Here is a 19,558-nt window from a genome sequence, read left to right on the forward strand (position 1 = left end):
TCTAGATCAGCGGCGAAGGCGGCGAAGCGGAAACGACGACGCCGGCGCAAGGCCGGCGTCGCGTAAGACGTGGAGCGGATCGAAGCCTTACAAGGTGATATCGCGATCCTTGGTTTCCGGCAGGAACAGCGCGCCGATCACCACCGTCATCGAGGCGACGATGATCGGATACCACAGGCCGCTGTAGATGTTGCCGGTCGCGGCGACGATGGCGAACGCGGTGAACGGCAGGAAGCCGCCGAACCAGCCATTGCCGATGTGGTAGGGCAGCGACATCGAGGTGTAGCGGATGCGGGTCGGGAACAGTTCGACCAGCCAGGCGGCGATCGGGCCGTAGACCATGGTCACCAGCAGCACCAGGAAGGTCAGCAGCGCGATTACCATCGGCTTGTTGATCTGCGCCGGATCGGCCTTGGCCGGGTAGCTGGCGGTCTTCAATGCCTCGGTGAGCTGCTTGCCGAACGCCTCGGACTGGGTCTTGAACGTGGCGCTGTCGAGCGCTTCGCCTTCGAAGCTGGTCAGGCTGGCACCGCCGATGCTGACGGTGGCCACGCTGCCGGCCGCGCCGGGTGCGTTGACGTAGGGAATGCCCTTCTTCGCCAGCGCCGACTTGATGATGTCGCACGACTGCTTGAAGGTCGCCTTGCCGACCGGGTCGAACTGGAACGCGCAACGTTCCGGATCGGCGGTCACGGTGACCGGCGATGCGGCGACCGCGGCTTCCAACGCCGGATTGACGTTATGGGTGAGCGCCTTGAACACCGGGAAGTAGGTGAACACCGCGATCAGGCAACCGGCCAGGACGATCTTCTTGCGGCCGATCTTGTCCGACAGCCAGCCGAACAGGATGAAACCGCCGGTGGCCAGGGCCAAGGCGATCGCGATCAGGATGTCGGCCTGGTTGGGATCCATGCCCAAGGTCTTGGTCAGGAAGAACAGCGAATAGAACTGTCCGCCGTACCACACCACCGCCTGGCCCGCGGTCGCGCCGAGCAGGGCGAGCAGGGCGATCTTGCCGTTGCTGGAGAAGAAGCTCTCGGTGATCGGCGCCTTGGAGGTCTTGCCCTCGGCCTTCATCTGCTGGAACAGCGGCGATTCGGCCAACTGCAGGCGGATCCACACCGACACGCCGAGCAGCAGCACCGACACCCAGAACGGAATGCGCCAGCCCCAGGATTCGAAATCGTCCTTGCCCAGGAAGTTGCGGCAGGCCCAGATCACCAGCAGCGACATGAACAGACCCAGGGTCGCGGTGGTCTGGATGAAGCTGGTGTACAGGCCGCGCTTGCCGTTGGGCGCGTGCTCGGCGACGTAGGTCGCCGCGCCGCCGTACTCGCCGCCCAGCGCCAGGCCCTGCAGCAAACGCAGCGTGATCAGGATGATCGGCGCGGCGATGCCCAGGGTTTCGTAACTGGGCAGGATGCCGACCAGGAAGGTCGCCAGGCCCATGATGACGATGGTGACCAGGAAGGTGTACTTGCGCCCGATCATGTCGCCCAGACGTCCGAACACCAGCGCGCCGAACGGCCGCACCGCGAAACCGGCGGCGAAGGCGAGCAGGGCGAAGATGAACTGGCTGGTCTCGTTCAAGCCGCCGAAGAACTGCTTGCCGATGATGACCGCGAGCGAGCCGTACAGATAGAAGTCGTACCACTCGAACACGGTGCCCAGGCTTGAGGCGAAGATGACCTTTTTATGGCCTTTGGTAAGCGACGCGGTGGACGGCGTCGCGTTGGCTGCAGTGCTGGACATGTCTGTTCCCCCGAACAGTGGGAAGGAGCGGTCTAAGGCCCGCCGGGTTTGTTTCTAATCGACTGCTGGTGCGGATTTCAAAGAAAGAAGAATGGTGCGGTGGCAGGGCGATTGATGATTCGATCGCAAAACGTCCAGTCGGTAATTCCGGCGAAGCGGAGATCAGGGATTGGAACGCTTTGCCGCGAACCCTCCAGGCCGTCACTGAACCCTCCCGCCGTCATTCCCGCGAAAGCGGGAATCCAGTGCCTTTCGTGCGAGAACGTTTGAAGTCACTGGATTCCCGCTTTCGCGGGAATGACGGTGGGAGGGAGACTCGCGACCGTATGCGTCATCGAAAAATCAGAAGCTGTACTTCACATGCGTCTGCAAACGATTCAACTCGCCCTTGTCGCCGCTTTCGATCTCGCGCTGGCCCCAGATGTATTCCGCGCCGATGTCGAGCTTCGGAATCGGGGTGTAGATCAGGTTGACGTGCGCGGACTGCGCCGACTTGGTGATGCCAAGGCCGGTGAGCGCGGTCTTGTTGTCGTATTCGGCGCGCGAGTAGAACAGGTTGCCGCGCAGCTTCGGGCTGAACACATGGCGCCAGCCGACGAAGCCGGAGATCAGGTCGATGTTCTCCAGATCGCCGGCGCCGTCGAGCACCGCGTCGTTGTTGAGCGCCAGGCCGATGTAGCGGCCGATGCCGCTGCCGGTGGTGACCATGTAGCGCAGATCGTCGCGGGCGCCGAGGTTCCACTTGCCCGACACACTGATGCCGTAGCCGGTGTTGGAATCGTTGATGCGTCCGGTCTGGTACTTGAGCTGACGCGCCAGCGCGCCGACGCTGAAGTGACCCCAGTCGCCCTTGGCGGTGTAGCGCGCGGTCACGTCGGGCACCGCGCCGTCGTCGCCTGCCACCTGCGCCATGTTGCCGCGGAACGGGGTGTAGACGGTTTCCGGGTTTTCGATCGAGAACGACCACGGCCCGCTGGTGTAACGCAACTGCGCCTGGCGGACGAACACCGTGCCTTCGGTCGGGCCGAGGAAGTCGACCGTGTCCGGCAGCGCGTTGGCGTCCTGGAAGTTCGACCAGGTCTGACCGGCCAGCCACTTGTTCCAGGTCACGTAGGCGTGGCGCAGGGTCAGCGCATAGGTGTTGGTGGCGATCTCGTTGCCAGTGAAGGCGGTCGAGCCGCCGCCGAACAGATCGAATTCCAGATAGCCCTTGAGCTTGTCGCCGCTTTCCAGGTCGGTGTCGGCGGCAAACCAGAAGCGCGAGAAGTTCGCGCCCATGTCGGTGTCGGCACTGCCTTCTTTCGCGTTGCCGCCGCCGACCGGGATGGCCTTGGGCACGTAGAACAGCCGGCCGACCGAGCCGTCGGCGATATCGCCGTCGTTGGTCGAGGTGACCGCGCTGTCGAGCTTGATGAAACCGCCGTAGCTGAAACGCGTGCCCGGATTGCCGGCGGTGCTGATGGTGGTGGACTGGATCGGATTCTTGACCGGCGTGGCCGCTACTGCGGGCGCGGCGGCTTGCGCGGCCTTGACCTCGGTGACCTGGGTCTGGACTTGCTGCTGTTGCGATACCAGTTGCTGGACCATGCGCTCGAGGTCGGCGACGCGCGCTTCGAGTTCTTTTTCTTTCGCGGTCTGGGCCAAGGCCATACCGGGCAGCAGCAAGGCGACCAGCAGGGCCGAGGCCAGCGGTCGCCGGCGGATCGTCGCGCGCGGTGCGGCGCTGCGTGTGAGCACGCTAGAGCAAGTCATGATTCCCTCCCAAGGAACGCCGCCCGAACGGTGCGGCCGCAGCCAGCCTGCGCGCCGGTGCCGGTATCTCACCATTCGCCATTGGTCGAAAAGGGCGACCTGTCTGCGCGGCTTACGACCAAGGTCTAAATACCCGGGTCCACCGCGCTTGTTGCGTTGCGGCACACTGAAGGGCCGCGATCGGGGATTCGGGATCCGCCGGACAGGCGCTATTGTTACCGCCTTGCATCGCCTCCCGAATCCCCCAATTCCTGATCACGGCCTTCCCGGAGCCATTCATGAGCCATCCCGCCAGCGTCTATCCCATCGACGAGGCGTTCGCCGCCAAGTCCCGGTATGCGCGCGCCGACTATGAGCGTCAGTACGCCGAATCGGTGAGCGATCCCGACGGCTTCTGGGGGCGCATCGCGCAGCGGCTGGAGTGGTACAAGGCGCCGACCAAGATCAAGAACGTCAGCTACGACCTGAGCGATTTCCGCATCAAGTGGTACGAGGACGGCGAGCTCAACGCCAGCGTCAACTGCCTGGACCGGCACTTGGCCACGCGCGGCGACAAGACCGCGCTGCTGTTCGAGCACGACAATCCGAACCTGCCGGCCGAGCCGGTCAGCTACCGCGAACTGCATGCGCGGGTATGCCGCTTGGCCAATGCGCTGCGCAACCTGGGCGTCAAGAAAGGCGATCGCATCACGATTTACCTGCCGATGATTCCCGAGGCGGTGGTGGCGATGCTGGCCTGCGCGCGGGTGGGCGCGATCCATTCGGTGGTGTTCGGCGGGTTCGCGCCCAATTCGATCGCCGACCGCATCGCCGACTGCGCCAGCAAACTGGTCATCACCTCCGACGAAGGCCTGCGTGGCGGCAAGAAGATCCCGCTCAAGGCCAACGTCGACGCAGCGCTGAAGCTGCCGGGCACCCACTCGGTCGAAACCGTGCTGGTGGTGCGCCACACCGGTGCCCCGGTCGACATGCAGATGCCGCGCGACCGCTGGTACGACGCGGTGGTCGAGGGCCAGCCCGACACCTGCGAACCCGAACGCATGAACGCGGAAGACCCGTTGTTCATCCTCTACACCTCCGGCAGCACCGGCAAGCCCAAGGGCGTGCTGCACACCACCGGCGGGTATCTGACCTACGCCGCGTTCACCCACGAAGCGGTGTTCGATCTGCGCGAGGACGATGTCTACTGGTGCACCGCCGACGTGGGTTGGGTCACCGGCCACAGCTACATCGTCTACGGCCCGCTCGCCAACGGCGCCACCGCGCTGGTGTTCGAGGGCGTGCCCAACTATCCGGACGTGTCGCGCTTCTGGAACGTGATCGACAAACACCAGGTCACGATCTTCTACACCGCGCCGACCGCGATCCGCGCGTTGATGCGCGATGGCGACGAACCGGTCAAGAAGACCTCGCGCGCCTCGCTGCGCCTGCTCGGCACGGTCGGCGAGCCGATCAATCCCGAAGCCTGGCGCTGGTATTACGAGGTGGTCGGCGATTCGCGTTGCCCGATCGTCGACACCTGGTGGCAGACCGAAACCGGCGGCATCATGATCACCCCGCTGGCCGGCGCGATCGATCTCAAGCCCGGTTCGGCGACCAAGCCCTTCTTCGGCGTGCAGCCGGCGCTGGTCGACGCCAACGGCGGCGTGCTCGAAGGCGAGGCCGAAGGCAATCTGGTGCTGACCGATTCCTGGCCGGGCCAGATGCGCACGGTCTACGGCGATCACCCGCGTTTCATCGAAACCTATTTCAAGACCTATCCCGGCAATTACTTCACCGGCGACGGCTGCCGCCGCGACGCCGACGGGTATTACTGGATCACCGGCCGCGTCGACGACGTCATCAACGTCAGCGGTCACCGCATCGGCACGGCCGAGGTCGAGAGCGCGCTGGTCTCCCATCCCAAGGTCGCCGAAGCGGCGGTGGTCGGCTTCCCGCACGAGCTCAAGGGGCAGGGCATCTACGCCTACGTCACCCTGATCGCCGGCGAAGCGCAGAGCGACGAGTTGCGCAAGGAACTGGTGGCCTGGGTGCGCAAGGAAATCGGTCCGATCGCCACGCCCGACCATCTGCAATGGGCGCCAGGGCTGCCGAAGACGCGTTCGGGCAAGATCATGCGACGCATTCTGCGCAAGATCGCCGAGAACGCGCCGGACCAGTTGGGCGATACCAGCACCTTGGCCGACCCGTCGGTGGTGGAGAGTCTGGTGAACGAGCGGCTTGGGAAGTGAGGTTTCCGCGGTTGGAATGGCCGCAGCAACATCAGTAACAGCAACAGCAAATCCCCCCTGGCCCCCCTTTTTCAAAGGGGGGAACCCGGTAGGTGGGGAATGGGGTTGTGGGATATCGCTTAGGGGTGTTGGCTGCACTGAAGCTCTGGAAGCTCTGGAAGCTCTGGAAGCTCTGGAAGCTCTGGAAGCTCTGGAAGCTCTGGAAGCTCTGCTCCTGCTCCTGCTGTTCCCCCCTTTGAAAAAGGGGGGCCAGGGGGGATTCAGCTTTTGCTCTCAGCTCCGGCCTTTTCCTCCAGCCGCCCGCGCACCACCCGATAAATCTCTTCCATCACCGCCACCGTTTCGTTCAACACCTGCAAGTTGTCGAAGCGGATCACCACCAGCCCCAACCGTTCCAGATCCGACGTGCGTCGCGAGTCGGCGATCCGGCCGGATTGGGTCAAATGCTGCGCTCCGTCCACCTCGATCACCAACCCCGCCGCTGGCGCATAGAAGTCCACGATGTAACCCAGCAAAGGCTTTTGCCGATAAAACGGCACTCCCAGTACCTGCTGGCGAGGTACCAGGAACCACAGTCGCGCCTCGGCTGCGCTGAGTCCGCGGCGCAAGCGTCGGGAAGGATTTTTGAGAACTCGTTCATACGGCCGCATCCCCGCATTTCACCCACCTTCACCCATCGTCCAATAGCGGACTTCGCCCCCTGCGGACGTAAGATCAGGCTCTTCTGACTCGTCGGTGCATCGCCCACCGTCGGACCGGCTCGTGCCGGCGCCGAACGTGACCGCCGAGTCGCATCGCCCAACAGGCCCGCCCCATGCCTACTTTGCTGATCGCCGACGACCACCCGCTGTTCCGCGAAGCCTTGCGCGGCGCGGTCGCGCGAGTGCTGCCCGATGCGGCGCTGCGCGAGGCTGACAGCGTCGACGCGCTGTACGCCCTGGTCGAGGCCGAATCCGACGCCGACCTGCTGCTGCTCGATCTCAACATGCCCGGCGCACAAGGCTTCAGCGCGTTGGTGCACTTGCGCGCGCTGCACCCGCAACTGCCCATCGTGGTGGTGTCCGCGCGCGAGGAGCCGGCGACGATGCGCCGCGCGCTCGATCACGGCGCGGTCGGCTTCATTCCCAAATCCGCCGACGCCGCCACCTTGGGCGAAGCGTTGATCCGCGTGCTCGACGGCGACCGCTGGGCGCCGGCCGCGGCGCTCGCCGCCCCGGCCGCCAATGCGGAAGAACACGACGCCGCGCAGCGCCTGCGCGATCTCACCCCGCAGCAGTTCCGGGTGCTGCAGATGCTCGGCGCCGGCCTGCTCAACAAGCAGATCGGCTACGAACTCGGCGTATCCGAGGCGACGGTGAAAGCGCACGTGACCGCGATCCTGCGCAAGCTGGGCGCCAACAACCGCACCCAGGCGGTGCTGATCGCCGGGCGCCTGGCGCTGGATCCGGGAGCGATCGTGCCGCCGCCGGAAGAGGTGGATTGATCGCGCCGCCATGGCTGGCGCACCGCTGCAGCACCGCGAACCGATGTGGGCCGGCCTGACCGCCGCGGATGCGCGGCGCATCGAGGCGGCCTATCGGCGCGGCAAGCACCGGGAGCAGCAAATCCGGCCGGGTGTGTTCGAGACGTCCGGCGCGCTCGATCCGGGCGGATTCTCGTTCGAGTGCTGTATCCAGCGGTCCGGCGGCGAAGTGTCGGTGAGTTGGCAGGAGGCTTGAGGGCTTCAGGATTCGGCTGTCGTGTGGCTTTCGCTTGCGCCGGCGCTATTCCGATGCCGGCGCCCGGACCATGGTCAACGATCGTCCGGATCGGATCGATCGCGGCCTAAACCCAACTCCCGCATCGCCGCGGCATACGCGCGGTCGATCTGCATGACCCGCAGCTGCGTCTGCTGGCGCGCCTTGGCTCCTTGCCGCGCGATTCGTTCGGGCGCGTGTTCGGCACGGCGGGCCTGATGGGCGGCGTCGATGCTTTCGCGGTCGGCGTCGCGGGCGACATCCAGCACTTCGTGCCAGGGCGGATCGGCTTCGAACGGCGGCGGCGCCAAGGACGCATCGTGACGCCGCGAGCGCGAACGAATCATCGCGATCAATGCACCGCCCAGCGCCACGGCGGCGAGGCCGATCAGTAACGCGGTCGAGGCCATCGCGGTCGCAGCGTCCTTGATCGAGTAGCGGGGCCGTTCAAGCGCAAACGCATGCCGTCAGACCCGCGCGGTCGGCCGCTGTGCGGCGAGGAAGGCGCGCAGCGAAGCGGGCTTGATCGGCTTGGTCAGCACCCGGCAGCCGCGTTCGCGCGCGGCGTGCTTGAGCGCGTCGCTGCCGTCGCCGGTCAGCAGCGCGGCCGGCAGCGGCGCGCCGAGGCGTTCGCGCAGCGCCTCGATCGTGGCCAGTCCGTCGAGCCGGTCGTGCAGGTGGTAATCGACCAAGGCCACGTCGGGATTTTGATCGAGCAACGCCAGCGCATCGTCGACCGTCGCCGCCAACAGCGCGTTCGCGCCCCAGCGGTCCAGAAGCGCGCGCATGCCGTCGAGAATCTCGCGATCGTTGTCGATGCACAGCACGCGCAGCCCGGCCAGCGAATCGCCCAGGGTGGGATGCGCCGATTCCTGCGGCGCGGCCGCGCGCAGCGGTTGTCCGCACGGCACCGAGATCGAGAACACGCTGCCGTAGCCGATCTGCGAACGCACCCGCAACGGATGATCCAGGGTGCGGGCGATGCGCTGACAGATCGACAAGCCCAGGCCGAGGCCGCGCTCGCCGCCGGCGCCGGGTTGGTCGAAGCGGCGGAACTCGTCGAAGATCTGTTCCAGATGGTGCTCGGGAATGCCCGGGCCGGTGTCCCACACCTGCAGTTCGACCCGGCCCTCGTACGGCCGCGCGCGCGCGGCCATCAGCACGCCGCCTTCGCGGGTGTAGCGCAACGCGTTGGCGAGGAAGTTCTGCAGCGCGCGGCGCAGCAGGCGGCGATCGCTGCGTACCGACATCGGCAGCGCCGGTGCGCGCACGCGCAATTGCAGGCCGCGGCCGGAGGCGCTGGGCGCGTACTGCGCGGCCAGTTCGCGCAGCAGTTCGCCGGCATCCAGATCGGCCGGTTCCGGACGCAGCGCGCCCGCGTCCAGGCGCGAGATGTCCAACAGCCCGTCGAGCAGATCCTCGGCCGCGCGCAGCGAGGCGTCGACGCGTTCGGCCAGGCGGCGTTGTTCGCCGGGGTCGTCGCTTTCGCGCAGCGCGGTGGTGAACAGGCGCGCGGCGTTGAGCGGTTGCAGCACGTCGTGGCTCACCGCGGCCAGGAAGCGGGTCTTGGACTGTTGCGCGGACTCGGCTTCCTGGGTGCGTTGTTCGACGCGTTGCTCCAGGGTTTCGTTGGCCTCGCGCAGCGCGCGTTCGGCGCGCTTGTAGTCGGTGACGTCGCTGTAGCTGGTGACGTAGCCGCCGCCGATCAGCGGCCGGCCGACCATCTCGATCACCTGGCCGTTGGCGCGCACGCGCTCGAACACGTGCGGCGCGCCGGCGCGCAAGTGGGCCAGGCGGCGGCGCACCAGTTCGCTGATGGTGTCTTCATCGAGCGGGCCCGCGCCCATCTCGCCGCGTTCGGCGTTCCAGCGCAGCAGATCGGCGACGGGCCGGCCGACGTACAACATGCCGTCGGGATAACCGAACAGTTCCTGATAGCGGCGATTCCACGCCACCAGCCGCATTTCCGGATCGACCACGCTGACGCCCTGGCTGATGTTCTCCAGCGTGGTCGACAGCACTTGCCGGTTGAAGCGCAGTTCCTGATTGGCCTCGTCGAGCAGCGCGACCACCTCGCCCAGTTCCATGCCCGAACCGCGCAGCGCGCTGGTCAGGGTCAGACGTGCAGAGGCCGCGCCGATCGCCGCGGCGAGCAGGCGTTCGGTGAACTGCGCCAGGGCGCGGTCGGCGGGTTGTTCGGGCAGCCATTCGCCGCCTTGCTGGCGTGCGTAATCGACGAAGGCGCGGCGCGCGTGGCGCTCGCCGACGATGCGTTCGGCCAGCGCCAGCAATTCGCCGCCGCGCACGCTGCCGGCCCAGCCGCCGGGGCCGAGCGCGGGACGGCGCACGTAGGGATCGAGAAATGGCGCGGCCAGCAGTTGTTCCTGCAGGCGCGGACGCTGGCGCACCGAGACGAACAGGAACGCGCCGATGTTGAACAGCATCGACCAGAACGTGCCGTGGGTCAGTCCGTCCCAGCCGACCAGACCGAACAACTGCTCCGGACGCAGCCAGCCGATGTCGAGCGGGCCGGTCGCGATCCAGCCGTCGGCGATCCAGCCGCCGCGCGCCAAGGCCGGCAGCAGCAGGGTGTAGATCCACACCACGGTGCCGGCGAACAAACCGGCGACCGCGCCCGAGCGGCTGGCGCCGCGCCAGTACAAACCGCCGATCAAGGCCGGCGCGAACTGCGCGACCGCGGCGAACGCGAGCAGGCCGTGCTGGGCCAGACCGTTGGCGCCGATCGAACCGCGGTGGTAGGTGTAGGCCATCAGCGCCAGCAGCACGATGGTCACCCGACGCACCCACAACACCTGCCGGTCGATGCCCGGGCTCTGGTGCGGCGCGCCTTCGTGCAGCACGCCGCTGCGCAACAGCAGCGGCATCACCAGATCGTTGCTGACCATGGTCGACAGCGCGACCGAAGACACGATGACCATGCCGGTGGCGGCCGAGAAGCCGCCGATGTAGACCACCAAGGCCAAGGCCTGCTGATCGAACTGCAGCGGCAGCGCCAGCACGTAGGTGTCCGGCGACACGCCGCTGCCGCCGAGCGCGGCCTGGCCGGTCAGGGTGATCGGCACCACCAACAGGCTGATCAGGATCAGGTAGCCGCCGAACAGCCAGCGCGCCGAACGCAGATCGTTGGGGTCCTGGCATTCGACCACGGCCACGTGGAACTGGCGCGGCAGGCAGATGATGGCGGTGAACGCCAGCAGCGTCTGGGTCACGAAGCCGGCCGGCAGGCCCGGCTGCATGACTACCCGCGCGGCTTGTTCGACCCGTTCCGGATAACTGCCCAGGCCGGGCAGATGGATCATCGCGAACACGCCGATGGCGATGAAGGCGATCAGCTTGACCAGCGATTCCAGCGCCACCGCCAGCACCATGCCGTGGTGGTGTTCGGTCGCATCGACCCGGCGCGTGCCGAACAGGATCGCGAACACCGCCAGCATCATCGCGACGTAGAACGCCGGGTCGGCGAACAGGCCCGAATCGGCCGGTATGCCCGCCAGCACTTCCACGCTCATCGCCACGGCCTTGAACTGCAGGGCGACGTAGGGCACCGCCGCGGTCAACGCGACCGCGGCGACCAGCGCGGCCAGGCCGGGCGCGCGGCCGTAGCGCGAGGACAGGAAATCGGCGATCGAGACGATCCGGTGCTCGCCGGAAATCAGCACCAGCCGCTCGAGGATGCGCCAGCCGAACATCAGCATCAGCAGCGGACCCAGGTAGATCGGCAAGAACCCCAGCCCGGTGCGCGCGGCGGTGCCGACCGCGCCGTAGAAGGTCCACGACGAGCAGTACACGGCCAGGGCGAGCGAATACACCGCGGTGCGCAGCCAGCGCGCGCGCGGCGAGCGTTCGCGCTGGTCGCCGTAATAGGCGACGGCGAACAGCAGGCCGACGTAGCCGGCCGATACCAACAGCAGGATCCAACCGGGGATCAAGGGCGCGGTTCGGGTTCAGGTGAAGTGGGACGAGTGTACGGCTTCGGCGGCGGGCCCTCACCCCAACCCCTCTCCCGCAAGCGGGAGAGGGGCTTCAAGCACCCGAGCACGAGGGGTTACAAGCGCTTGCGCTCCTCCCTTCTCCCGCTTGCGGGAGAAGGTGCCCGGAGGGCGGATGAGGGCGCTTGGACCGAGGCATCTCGCGCATCGGCACCGCACCGTGCTGCCCTGCGTCATCTTCGCGACCGCCGCGTCGCCGCCGCCTGAACACCGCCCACGCCCCGCACAATCGCGCTGAGCGGCCGATCAAGCTTCCGCACCGCGCCGCGGTGGAATCCACCGCAGTCACGGTTTCGCTGCCGCGTATTTGCCAGTGTCGGCCGCGCGCGCAGACCTTCATGTCCTCGGCGCGCGCCACCTCAACCCATCTCACGGCGCAGCAATCGCCACGCATCTCCACCGCACGCGCGGTGCGGATACGCGCGTGCCATCGTTTCCGTTGATTTCGCGCCGTCACCGATCCCTGGAGGGAACTGCGAATGAAGTACGGATATTCAATTAAAGACGGATCTTCGAAGTTGTTCGCGCCCGCGCTGCTGGCCAGCGCACTGTGTCTGGCGCTTCCAGCCACCGCGCTCGCGCAGGCCGAACCGGCCGCTCCCGCGCCGCTGAAGATCGCCGACCAGCGCAGCATCGACCTGCGCCTGGGCGCGCAACCCGGCCGCGTGGGTCGCGCCGGCACCGCGCCGGTCGAGATTCGCACGGCCGATGCGTCCTTCATCAAGGTGCACTTCGATCGTTTTTCGCTGCCGGCGGGCGTGAGCCTGGAAGTCGCCAGCCCCGACGGCCGCGAAGTCTATCGCTACAGCGCGCAGCAACTGGGTCCGCACACCGTCGCCGCCGATCTGGGCCAGGACGGCAAGACCAGTTTCTCGGCGATGTCGATCAGCGGCCCGGTCGCGGTGCTGCGCCTGGTCGGTACCGCACGCGAGCCCTGGCGCACCGACCACGGCGTCAAGGTGTCGCGCTATCTGGAAGGCTATCCGGAAGACATGTTGCCGGACCTGCAGAACGAGGGCCTGCTCGGCGGCGATGTCGGCGGCAAATCGATCTGCGGCACCAACAACAAGCAGCACGCGGCGAGCTATTCGAGCAGCGACACCCAGGCCTTCAACGGCTCCAGGCCGGTCGCGCGCGCGGTGATGAGCGGCGGCAGCCTGTGCACCGCGTGGCGGGTGAGTTCGAGCAATCGCATGTTCACCAACAACCATTGCATCAGCAGCGCCGCCGGCGTGGCCGGCGCCGAGTTCTGGTTCAACTACCAGCGCAGCACCTGCACCGGTACCGTCACCGCGCCGGTGACCAAGGTCGCCGGCGACCAGATGCTCAAGACCGATGTCACGCTCGACTACACGTTGTTCACGGTCAAGAACTTCAGCACCATCTCGAGTTTCGGCTTCCTCGGTCTGGATCCGCGCGCGGCGGTCGCCAACGAAGGCATCTTCATCGCCGGCCATCCGGGCGGGCGGGTGAAGGAGCTCAGCGTCGCCGATACCCAGAACAGCGGCGGAAAATGCCGCGTCGACGCGCCCAGCGTGACCGGCAACGCGCCCAACAGCGACGTGGGCTATTACTGCGATACCGAAGGCGGCAGTTCGGGTTCGCCGGTGATCGCCCGGTCCAGCAGCAAGGTGATCGCATTGCATCACTTCGGCGGTTGCTTCAATTCCGGCGCGAAGATCTCGCTGATCTGGCCGCAGGTGTCGACCCACTTCGGTGGCGTGATTCCCTGAAGCGGTTCGCGGTGTGATCGGATGAATGCGAAAACCCGCCTGATTCAGGCGGGTTTTCGTTATCGCGCGCATCGCGATCGCGCGCGTCGGTGTCGTCGCGATGCGTTCACACCTCGCGCACATCGTCATTGCGGCGGCGATTCAAGTTCCGCACATCCGTCGAGCGAATCCAATCGGGATCACGTTTTCTCACGTTTTCGACGTTGCCCGACACGTCCGTGCGCGGTCGGCGCTGTGCAATCTCTTGCGCGGCGCCTGCGTGCCGTTGCGGCTGCGCGGTGAGCGCCGGATCGCGATCCAGGGAGAACGTACATGCTTATCGCAAACACCGTACCGCGCGCGCTCGGCCTCGCGCTGGCCGCCTGTCTGTCGGCCTCGCCGGCCTTCGCCGACGACACTCGCCCGGCGCCATCGACCGCGGGCCAGACGCGCGCGACCGATCTGCGCCTGGGCGCGCATCTGGGCCTGTCCAAGTCGGCGTGGTCGGCGCCGGTGGAAATCCGCACGCCTGATGCGGCGTTCATCAAGGTTCACTTCGCCCAGTTCGATCTGCCTGCCGGCGTGGTGCTGGAAGTGTCCGATCCTCAGCGCAGCGAGGTGTATCGCTATCGCCAGGGCGATCTGGGTCGCCACACCGTCGACGCTTCGCTCGGCGAAGACGGCAAGACCCGTTTCGGCGCGATGTCGATCGCCGGCAACACCGCGGTGCTGCGATTGGTCGGCACGCCGACCGAGCCGTGGTCGCCGCGTCATGGCGTGCGCGTGCAGCGTTACGACGAAGGTTTCCCGCAGGAGCTGATGGGCGAATTGAGCGAAGCCGGATTGCTCGGCGGCGGCGCGTCGACCAAGTCGATCTGCGGCGTGAAAGACAGCCGTCCGGTGGCTTGCTACGCGAGCAGCGACGCGACCGCGGTCGCGCGTTCCAAGCCGGTCGCGCTGATTCTGCTCAACGGCACCAAGTGGTGCACGGCGTGGCGGGTCGGCGCCGACAACCGCATCTTCACCAACAACCATTGCCTCGACAGCGCCGCCGACGTGGCCGGTTCGGAGTTCTGGTTCAACTACCAGGCGACCACCTGCGCCGGCACCACCAGCGGCGCGTTGACCAAGGTGGCCGGCGACAAGTTGCTCAAGACCGACCAGACGCTCGACTACACCCTGCTGACGGTGAAGAACTTCGCGAACATTTCCAGCTTCGGCTATCTGAGCCTGGACGTGCGCAAGCCCGTGGTCGGCGAGGAGATCTACATCAGCGGACATCCCGATACGCGTATGAAGGAACTGTCGGTGGTCAGCGATCGCGACGGCGGCGGCCGTTGCAAGGTCATCGACGCCGATGCCGACGGTTACGGCGCCGACACCGACGCGGGTTATTACTGCGACACCGAGGGCGGCAACTCGGGTTCGCCGGTGCTCGCGCGTTCCTCGCACAAAGTCGTGGCCTTGCATCACTTCGGCGGCAACTGCAATGCGCAGGCGCCCAATCGCGGAGTGAAGATGCAGTTGATCTGGCCGCAGGTGAAATCGTTCTTCAACAACACGGTGCCCTGAGGAGGCTGCGGCGCGATCGGATCGCACGCGTCGGGGTGAAGCCCCTCCCACAACAGACCTCGTGGCCTCGGATCGCCGGCGGTAGGAGCGGCGCGAGCCGCGACCGCGACACCGCGCTGGCGGCGCAAACTGCCTGCCTTCCAAATGCGGCCAGGTCTTTTGTCGGAGGGAGCTTCAGCCCCGACACCCGCCGCGACAGACTTTGCCGAAGGCTTCGCTTGGCTCTGAGCAAAACCTTCGGGCAAAAGAAAACCCGCCATATAGGCGGGTTCGCTTCTGAAGACTCTGGATCCCCGCCTTCGCGGGGATGAAGCAATGGCACAGGCGTTTGCGCTATGCGCAAACGCGCTGCGAAGTGGGGCAGGGAATACGTGTAGGCAAAAGAAAACCCGCCATATAGGCGGGTTCGCTTCTGAAGACTCTGGATCCCCGCCTTCGCGGGGATGAAGCAATGGCACAGGCGTTTGCGCTATGCGCAAACGCGCCATTGCTTCACTTGATCTTGCCTTCCTTATAGATCACGTGCTTGCGGACGACGGGGTCGTACTTCTTGACCTCCATCTTCGCCGGGGTGTTCTTCTTGTTCTTGTCGGTCGTGTAGAAGTGACCGGTGTTCGCCGTCGAGATCAGGCGGATCTTGTCGCGCTTGGAAGCCATGGTTCGATCCTCCTCAGATCTTTTCGCCGCGAGCGCGGAGTTCGGCGAGGACGGAATCGATACCGTTCTTGTCGATGGTGCGCAGGGCATGGGCGGAAACGCGCAGCTTCACCCAACGGTTCTCACTGGCGACCCAGAAGCGGCGCTCGTGCAGGTTGGGCATGAAACGGCGGCGGGTCTTGTTCATGGCATGCGAGACGTTGTTACCAGCCGTCGTTCGCTTGCCCGATACTTGGCATACGCGGGACATTACGCACCTCGAAAGGAGTCTTGCTTCCCTTGGCCAGGGAGGCGGCGGCCCCGACACCGCGTTCTTTCGAAAGCAGGCATCGCGCGATACAGGTAAGGAATCTCGCCGTACGTGGCGGCCCGGAATCGCGCTTCCGAGGGCCGCCCGGTGATGCCCCTAAGGGCGGCCGGACACAGCGAGCCGCGTATTATGCCGGCAAATTCAAGCCGGAACAAGCACTTGGCGACCCGATCCAGGTGCGTGGCCGGAAAGACGCGATATTCTCCCGAGCACGGCCGCGAGCCCCTTATCCAGTTCCCAGCCCGGCAAGGAGATCCGCATGAACCGTCGCACCGCATCTTGCGACTGTGGCCAGTTGAGCCTGATCTGCGAAGGCGATCCGGTGCGGGTCTCGGTCTGTCATTGCCTGTGCTGCCGGCGCCGCACCGGCAGCGCGTTCGGCTGGCAGGCGCGGTTTCCGCGCGAGGTGGTGGCTATCGAAGGCGAGTCGCGCGAATACGTGCGACGAGGCGACAGCGGTAGTTCGGCCCGGTTCGGCTTCTGTCCGAACTGTGGTTCGACCGTCTACTGGCGGGCCGAAGGGCTGGAGGCGTTCGTCACGGTCGCGGCCGGCGCGTTCGCCGACCCGGGTTTCCCGCCGCCGCAGGTGTCGGTCTACGACGAGCGACGCTCGGGTTGGGTCGCGGTGCCGGAAGGTTGCGAGATCATCGACTGAGCGGCCAGCGACTCAGTGATCGGCGCGGTCGCGCTTCCAGCCGCGGTGCTTGATGTCCAGGTACAGGCTGTAGGCCGCGGTGAAGGCCGGGAACAGGTTCTGGATCACCCCGACCGAGTCCTGCTTCTGCGAGAACACGAAGTAGCTCAGGGTCATCACGCTGCCGATCAGGCTCATGTACCAGAACGCGCGCGGGATCACCGGCTTGCCCTGGCGCTTGCTGGCGATGAACTGGACCAGCCAGCGGCCGCCGAACATCAGCGCGCCGATCAGGCCGATCAGCTTCCACGGCGACATGTGCAGGCCGGTCCAGGCCAGCCAGGAGATCGGCGAATTCATGAAGTCCATGCGAGCGCGCCTTCAGCGTTCGACGATCTGGGTGATCTTGCCGCGGCGGATCAGCCAGGCCACGCCGCGCAGGTCGCTGATGCCGACCAGGGCGCGGTTGAGGTTGTTGTACTTGGACACGCCGGCTCCACGCGGACGGTGATTGACCGGCACGCTGAGGGTCTTGCACCCGGCGCGCTGCATCAGCGCGGGCAGGTAGCGGTGCATGTGGTCGAAGTACGGCAGTTCCAGGAACGCGGCGCGCTCGAACAGCTTGATGCCGCAGCCGGTGTCGGGGGTGTCGTCGCGCAGCATGCGGCTGCGGATCGCGTTGGCCCACTTGGAGGCCCAGCGTTTGCTGCCCGAGTCCTGGCGGTTGACCCGCCAGCCGGCGAACAGCTTCACCTCCGGCGCCGACTCGGCGCGCTTGGCCAGCAGCTTGGGAATGTCGGCCGGGTCGTTCTGGCCGTCGCCGTCCAGAGTCGCGATCCAGGCGCCGCGCGCTGCCTTGACGCCGTTGCGCACCGCCGTGCTCTGGCCGCTTTGGGTGACGTGGTGCAGCACCCGCAACTCCGGCACGCCGGCCTTCAGCGCTTCCAGCGCCGCCAGGGTGCCATCGCGCGAATGGTCGTCGACGTAGACGATCTCGAAATCGGCCACCCCGCGCAGCGCGGTGACGATTTCCTGGACCAAGGGTGCGACGTTGTCCTGTTCGTTGAACACCGGGACGACGATGGACAGCTGCGGCGATTGCGTCATGAACGAAGCTCTTAGGTAGTACGGGGTATTTCAGCCCGGCCCCTTGTCGGCGCGGAGTGATGAATGCGATGACGGCGAGCTGGCCGGAACGGAGCGGGGCGCGAGCCCGACCCGGGACGATCTGACCATTGGAGTGTTAAAGCGTGATCAGGCGGCGGTCGCCACAGCGACACACAAAGCGGGTCTCAGCTTAAGCCCCCGTCGGCACCTGGGTGAACGGAGCGGCGACACAAGCCGCCGCCAGATTATGAATACGCAGATGTCAGCGAAATGTCGGCGTGCCCGGGTCACAGTGGCCGCGGGCCGTCCTGGCATGGCCGAATTTCGAGAACGTCGGCGAAAATGCGCTATATGGGCCGATAATGACGAAAATATCAGACATCGTCGCCGAAATAGTCACGACACCAGGCGACCACGCGCGGCAATCCGGTCTCGATCGCGGTCGCCGGCTCGAAGCCGAACGCGGCGTGGGCGCGCGAGGTGTCGGCCATGGTTTCGATCATGTCGCCAGGTTGCATCGGCTTGTAGACCTTCTGCGCCGGGCGCCCGGCGGCGGTCTCGATGACCTGAATGAAGCGTTCCAGCTCGACCGGGGTGTGGTTGCCCAGGTTGAACACCCGATGCGGCGGATCGGATTCGGGCGGATGCTGCAGCGCGCCGAGCACGCCGGCGACGATGTCGTCGATGTAGGTGAAGTCGCGGCGCATCTTGCCGTGGTTGAACACATCGATCGGCCGCCCGGCCAGCACCGCGCGCGAGAACAGCAGCGGCGCCATGTCCGGCCGGCCCCAGGGGCCGTAGACGGTGAAAAAGCGCAGGCCGGTCGAACGCAGGCCGTACAGATGCGCGTAGGTGTGCGCCATCAGCTCGTTGGCGGCCTTGGTCGCCGCGTACAGCGAACGCGGTTGATCGATGCGTTGATCTTCGGAGAACGGCGGGGTCGCCGAATCGCCATAGACCGAGGACGAACTGGCATAGGCCAGATGCTGCACGCCGCGATGCCGGCACAGCTCCAGCAGATTGACGAAACCGACCAGGTTGCTGTCGACGTAGGCATGCGGATGGGTCAGCGAATAACGCACGCCGGCCTGCGCGGCCAGATGCACCACGCGCTCGAAAGCGAACTCATCGAACAACGCGGCCAGGCCGTTGCGATCGCCCAGGTCCAGCGCGCGGATGTCCACCTGCGGACACAGCGCGGCCACGCGGTCGCGCTTGATCTGCGGATCGTAGTAGTCGTTGTAATTGTCGAGGCCGACGACCTCGAGGCCTTGCGCGCGCAGGGCCTTGCAGACGTTGGCGCCGATGAAGCCGGCCGCGCCGGTGACGAGAATGGTCATTCGAGGGAGAGCTGGCTGACGATGCGTAAAGTGTCGCGCAGTTCCGTTGCATTGGCTGCATCGATCCACACGTGGAAGGTCCACCGATAGCGCGAACTGCGTGGCGAGAACAAGGTTTCGCGGGCGTATGCGCCGCCGCTGGAACGGAACCAGCGCACCGCACGACCGTCGATCCGGCCCTCGGCGAGGATCTGTCGCGACAACGGCTCGAAGTTCGGGTACAGGCCCGAGTACAGGCCGATCCGGATCCGCTTGTCGGCCCGCTTGGCCGTGCCGCGCTCGACCGCATAGCAGACGTCGAAATCGGGGCCGTTTTCGAGCTCCCATTGCAGGCCCGAACCGGCCGGCAGGAACGGGCAGCGGAACGGTCCGGTGTCTACGGGCAGCGGGGGCGGCTTGAGGGCGGACGCGTCCGGCTTGGGCGTCGAACGCGCCAGCGGGTCGGCCCACTCCAATGGATCTTCATACTCGGCGGGCGGCAGCGGTATCAGGACGTCCAGCGGCCCGGCCATCTGCATCGCCAGCGGTGGCCGGTACTCCGGCAACTGGTCCATCACCCGCGCCAGCGGATCGGCCCATTCCAATCGAATCGGAACGGGCCCGAACATCCCTGCCGGGCCGAGCGCGTGCAGCGGCGGCTGCATCGGCGGTGCGGCCTCCTCGTGCGGCGGTGAAGGCACCTCAGCAAGCGCAGGCGGTGCCGCCGCCTGCAATGCCGCGAGCAACAAGGTGGAGCGCATGCGGG

17 protein-coding genes are annotated in these 19,558 nt (G+C 66.3%); 6 read left to right on the plus strand and 11 right to left on the minus strand.

Going from position 1 to position 19,558, the window contains the following annotated elements; all coding sequences use genetic code 11:
* Nucleotides 1–87: 87 nt before the first annotated feature.
* Entirely contained in the window at nt 88–1,752 is a 1,665-nt protein-coding gene (locus ACTOWJ_RS08800; RefSeq protein WP_441334225.1) for an MFS transporter, read from the minus strand.
* Nucleotides 1,753–2,094: 342 nt separating this feature from the next.
* Nucleotides 2,095–3,504 carry a DcaP family trimeric outer membrane transporter gene (locus tag ACTOWJ_RS08805; RefSeq protein WP_441334226.1) on the minus strand — a complete coding sequence of 470 codons (1,410 nt, stop codon included), beginning with the start codon at nt 3,502–3,504 and terminating at the stop codon, nt 2,095–2,097.
* Nucleotides 3,505–3,782: 278 nt separating this feature from the next.
* Between ACTOWJ_RS08805 and acs the strand changes: the two genes are divergently transcribed.
* Nucleotides 3,783–5,735, plus strand: coding sequence for an acetate--CoA ligase (gene acs / locus ACTOWJ_RS08810; RefSeq protein WP_441334227.1), 1,953 nt, complete (start codon nt 3,783–3,785; stop codon nt 5,733–5,735).
* A gap of 260 nt (nt 5,736–5,995) precedes the next feature.
* Here acs and ACTOWJ_RS08815 read toward each other — a convergent pair whose 3' ends face one another.
* Entirely contained in the window at nt 5,996–6,385 is a 390-nt protein-coding gene (locus ACTOWJ_RS08815) for an endonuclease domain-containing protein (protein ID WP_441334228.1), read from the minus strand.
* A gap of 164 nt (nt 6,386–6,549) precedes the next feature.
* On the opposite strand from ACTOWJ_RS08815, the gene ACTOWJ_RS08820 reads away from it, so the two are divergent.
* A complete protein-coding gene (locus tag ACTOWJ_RS08820) occupies nt 6,550–7,218 on the plus strand; it encodes a response regulator (protein ID WP_441334229.1) in 669 nt (222 codons plus the stop codon).
* Nucleotides 7,219–7,228: 10 nt separating this feature from the next.
* Nucleotides 7,229–7,453 carry a hypothetical protein gene (locus ACTOWJ_RS08825; RefSeq protein ID WP_441334230.1) on the plus strand — a complete coding sequence of 75 codons (225 nt, stop codon included), beginning with the start codon at nt 7,229–7,231 and terminating at the stop codon, nt 7,451–7,453.
* Between the two features lie 74 nt (nt 7,454–7,527).
* Here ACTOWJ_RS08825 and ACTOWJ_RS08830 read toward each other — a convergent pair whose 3' ends face one another.
* Both ACTOWJ_RS08830 and ACTOWJ_RS08835 read right to left on the minus strand, forming a co-directional pair.
* Complete coding sequence (locus ACTOWJ_RS08830; protein ID WP_441334231.1) at nt 7,528–7,881, minus strand: hypothetical protein; 354 nt, start codon at nt 7,879–7,881, stop codon at nt 7,528–7,530.
* 57 nt (nt 7,882–7,938) lie between these two features.
* Complete coding sequence (locus ACTOWJ_RS08835) at nt 7,939–11,421, minus strand: hybrid sensor histidine kinase/response regulator (RefSeq protein WP_441334232.1); 3,483 nt, start codon at nt 11,419–11,421, stop codon at nt 7,939–7,941.
* Nucleotides 11,422–11,960: 539 nt separating this feature from the next.
* Between ACTOWJ_RS08835 and ACTOWJ_RS08840 the strand changes: the two genes are divergently transcribed.
* Nucleotides 11,961–13,214, plus strand: a complete 1,254-nt coding sequence (locus tag ACTOWJ_RS08840) for a trypsin-like serine peptidase (protein ID WP_441334233.1) — start codon at nt 11,961–11,963, stop codon at nt 13,212–13,214.
* Between the two features lie 312 nt (nt 13,215–13,526).
* Entirely contained in the window at nt 13,527–14,765 is a 1,239-nt protein-coding gene (locus tag ACTOWJ_RS08845) for a trypsin-like serine peptidase (protein WP_441334234.1), read from the plus strand.
* 492 nt (nt 14,766–15,257) lie between these two features.
* Here the strand turns inward: ACTOWJ_RS08845 and rpmG are convergent, their stop codons facing one another.
* The gene (gene rpmG, locus ACTOWJ_RS08850; RefSeq protein ID WP_031370656.1) at nt 15,258–15,422 is read right to left on the minus strand and encodes a 50S ribosomal protein L33; all 165 of its coding nucleotides are present in this window, start codon (nt 15,420–15,422) and stop codon (nt 15,258–15,260) included.
* 13 nt (nt 15,423–15,435) lie between these two features.
* On the minus strand, nt 15,436–15,672 hold the full coding sequence (gene rpmB, locus ACTOWJ_RS08855; RefSeq protein ID WP_441334235.1) for a 50S ribosomal protein L28: 237 nt from the start codon (nt 15,670–15,672) through the stop codon (nt 15,436–15,438).
* A gap of 319 nt (nt 15,673–15,991) precedes the next feature.
* On the opposite strand from rpmB, the gene ACTOWJ_RS08860 reads away from it, so the two are divergent.
* Nucleotides 15,992–16,387, plus strand: a complete 396-nt coding sequence (locus ACTOWJ_RS08860; RefSeq protein WP_441334236.1) for a GFA family protein — start codon at nt 15,992–15,994, stop codon at nt 16,385–16,387.
* 12 nt (nt 16,388–16,399) lie between these two features.
* On the opposite strand, the gene ACTOWJ_RS08865 is transcribed toward ACTOWJ_RS08860, so the two are convergent.
* The 4 genes from ACTOWJ_RS08865 to ACTOWJ_RS08880 all read right to left on the minus strand — a co-directional run bounded on the left by ACTOWJ_RS08865 (nt 16,400) and on the right by ACTOWJ_RS08880 (nt 19,553).
* Nucleotides 16,400–16,735 (minus strand): lipid-A-disaccharide synthase N-terminal domain-containing protein, encoded by a 336-nt coding sequence (locus ACTOWJ_RS08865; protein ID WP_441334237.1) that lies wholly within the window; start codon nt 16,733–16,735, stop codon nt 16,400–16,402.
* A 12-nt stretch (nt 16,736–16,747) separates the two neighbouring features.
* Nucleotides 16,748–17,473 carry a glycosyltransferase family 2 protein gene (locus tag ACTOWJ_RS08870; RefSeq protein ID WP_441334238.1) on the minus strand — a complete coding sequence of 242 codons (726 nt, stop codon included), beginning with the start codon at nt 17,471–17,473 and terminating at the stop codon, nt 16,748–16,750.
* Between the two features lie 374 nt (nt 17,474–17,847).
* Nucleotides 17,848–18,813 carry an NAD-dependent epimerase/dehydratase family protein gene (locus ACTOWJ_RS08875; protein ID WP_441334239.1) on the minus strand — a complete coding sequence of 322 codons (966 nt, stop codon included), beginning with the start codon at nt 18,811–18,813 and terminating at the stop codon, nt 17,848–17,850.
* Nucleotides 18,810–19,553: a hypothetical protein gene (locus tag ACTOWJ_RS08880; protein WP_441334240.1), complete on the minus strand. Its 744-nt coding sequence runs from the start codon at nt 19,551–19,553 to the stop codon at nt 18,810–18,812. The genes ACTOWJ_RS08875 and ACTOWJ_RS08880 overlap by 4 nt, the downstream gene beginning before the upstream one ends.
* Nucleotides 19,554–19,558 lie beyond the last annotated feature (5 nt).

The sequence above is a fragment of the Lysobacter sp. CA199 genome, assembly GCF_052078715.1.
GTDB lineage: Bacteria > Pseudomonadota > Gammaproteobacteria > Xanthomonadales > Xanthomonadaceae > Lysobacter.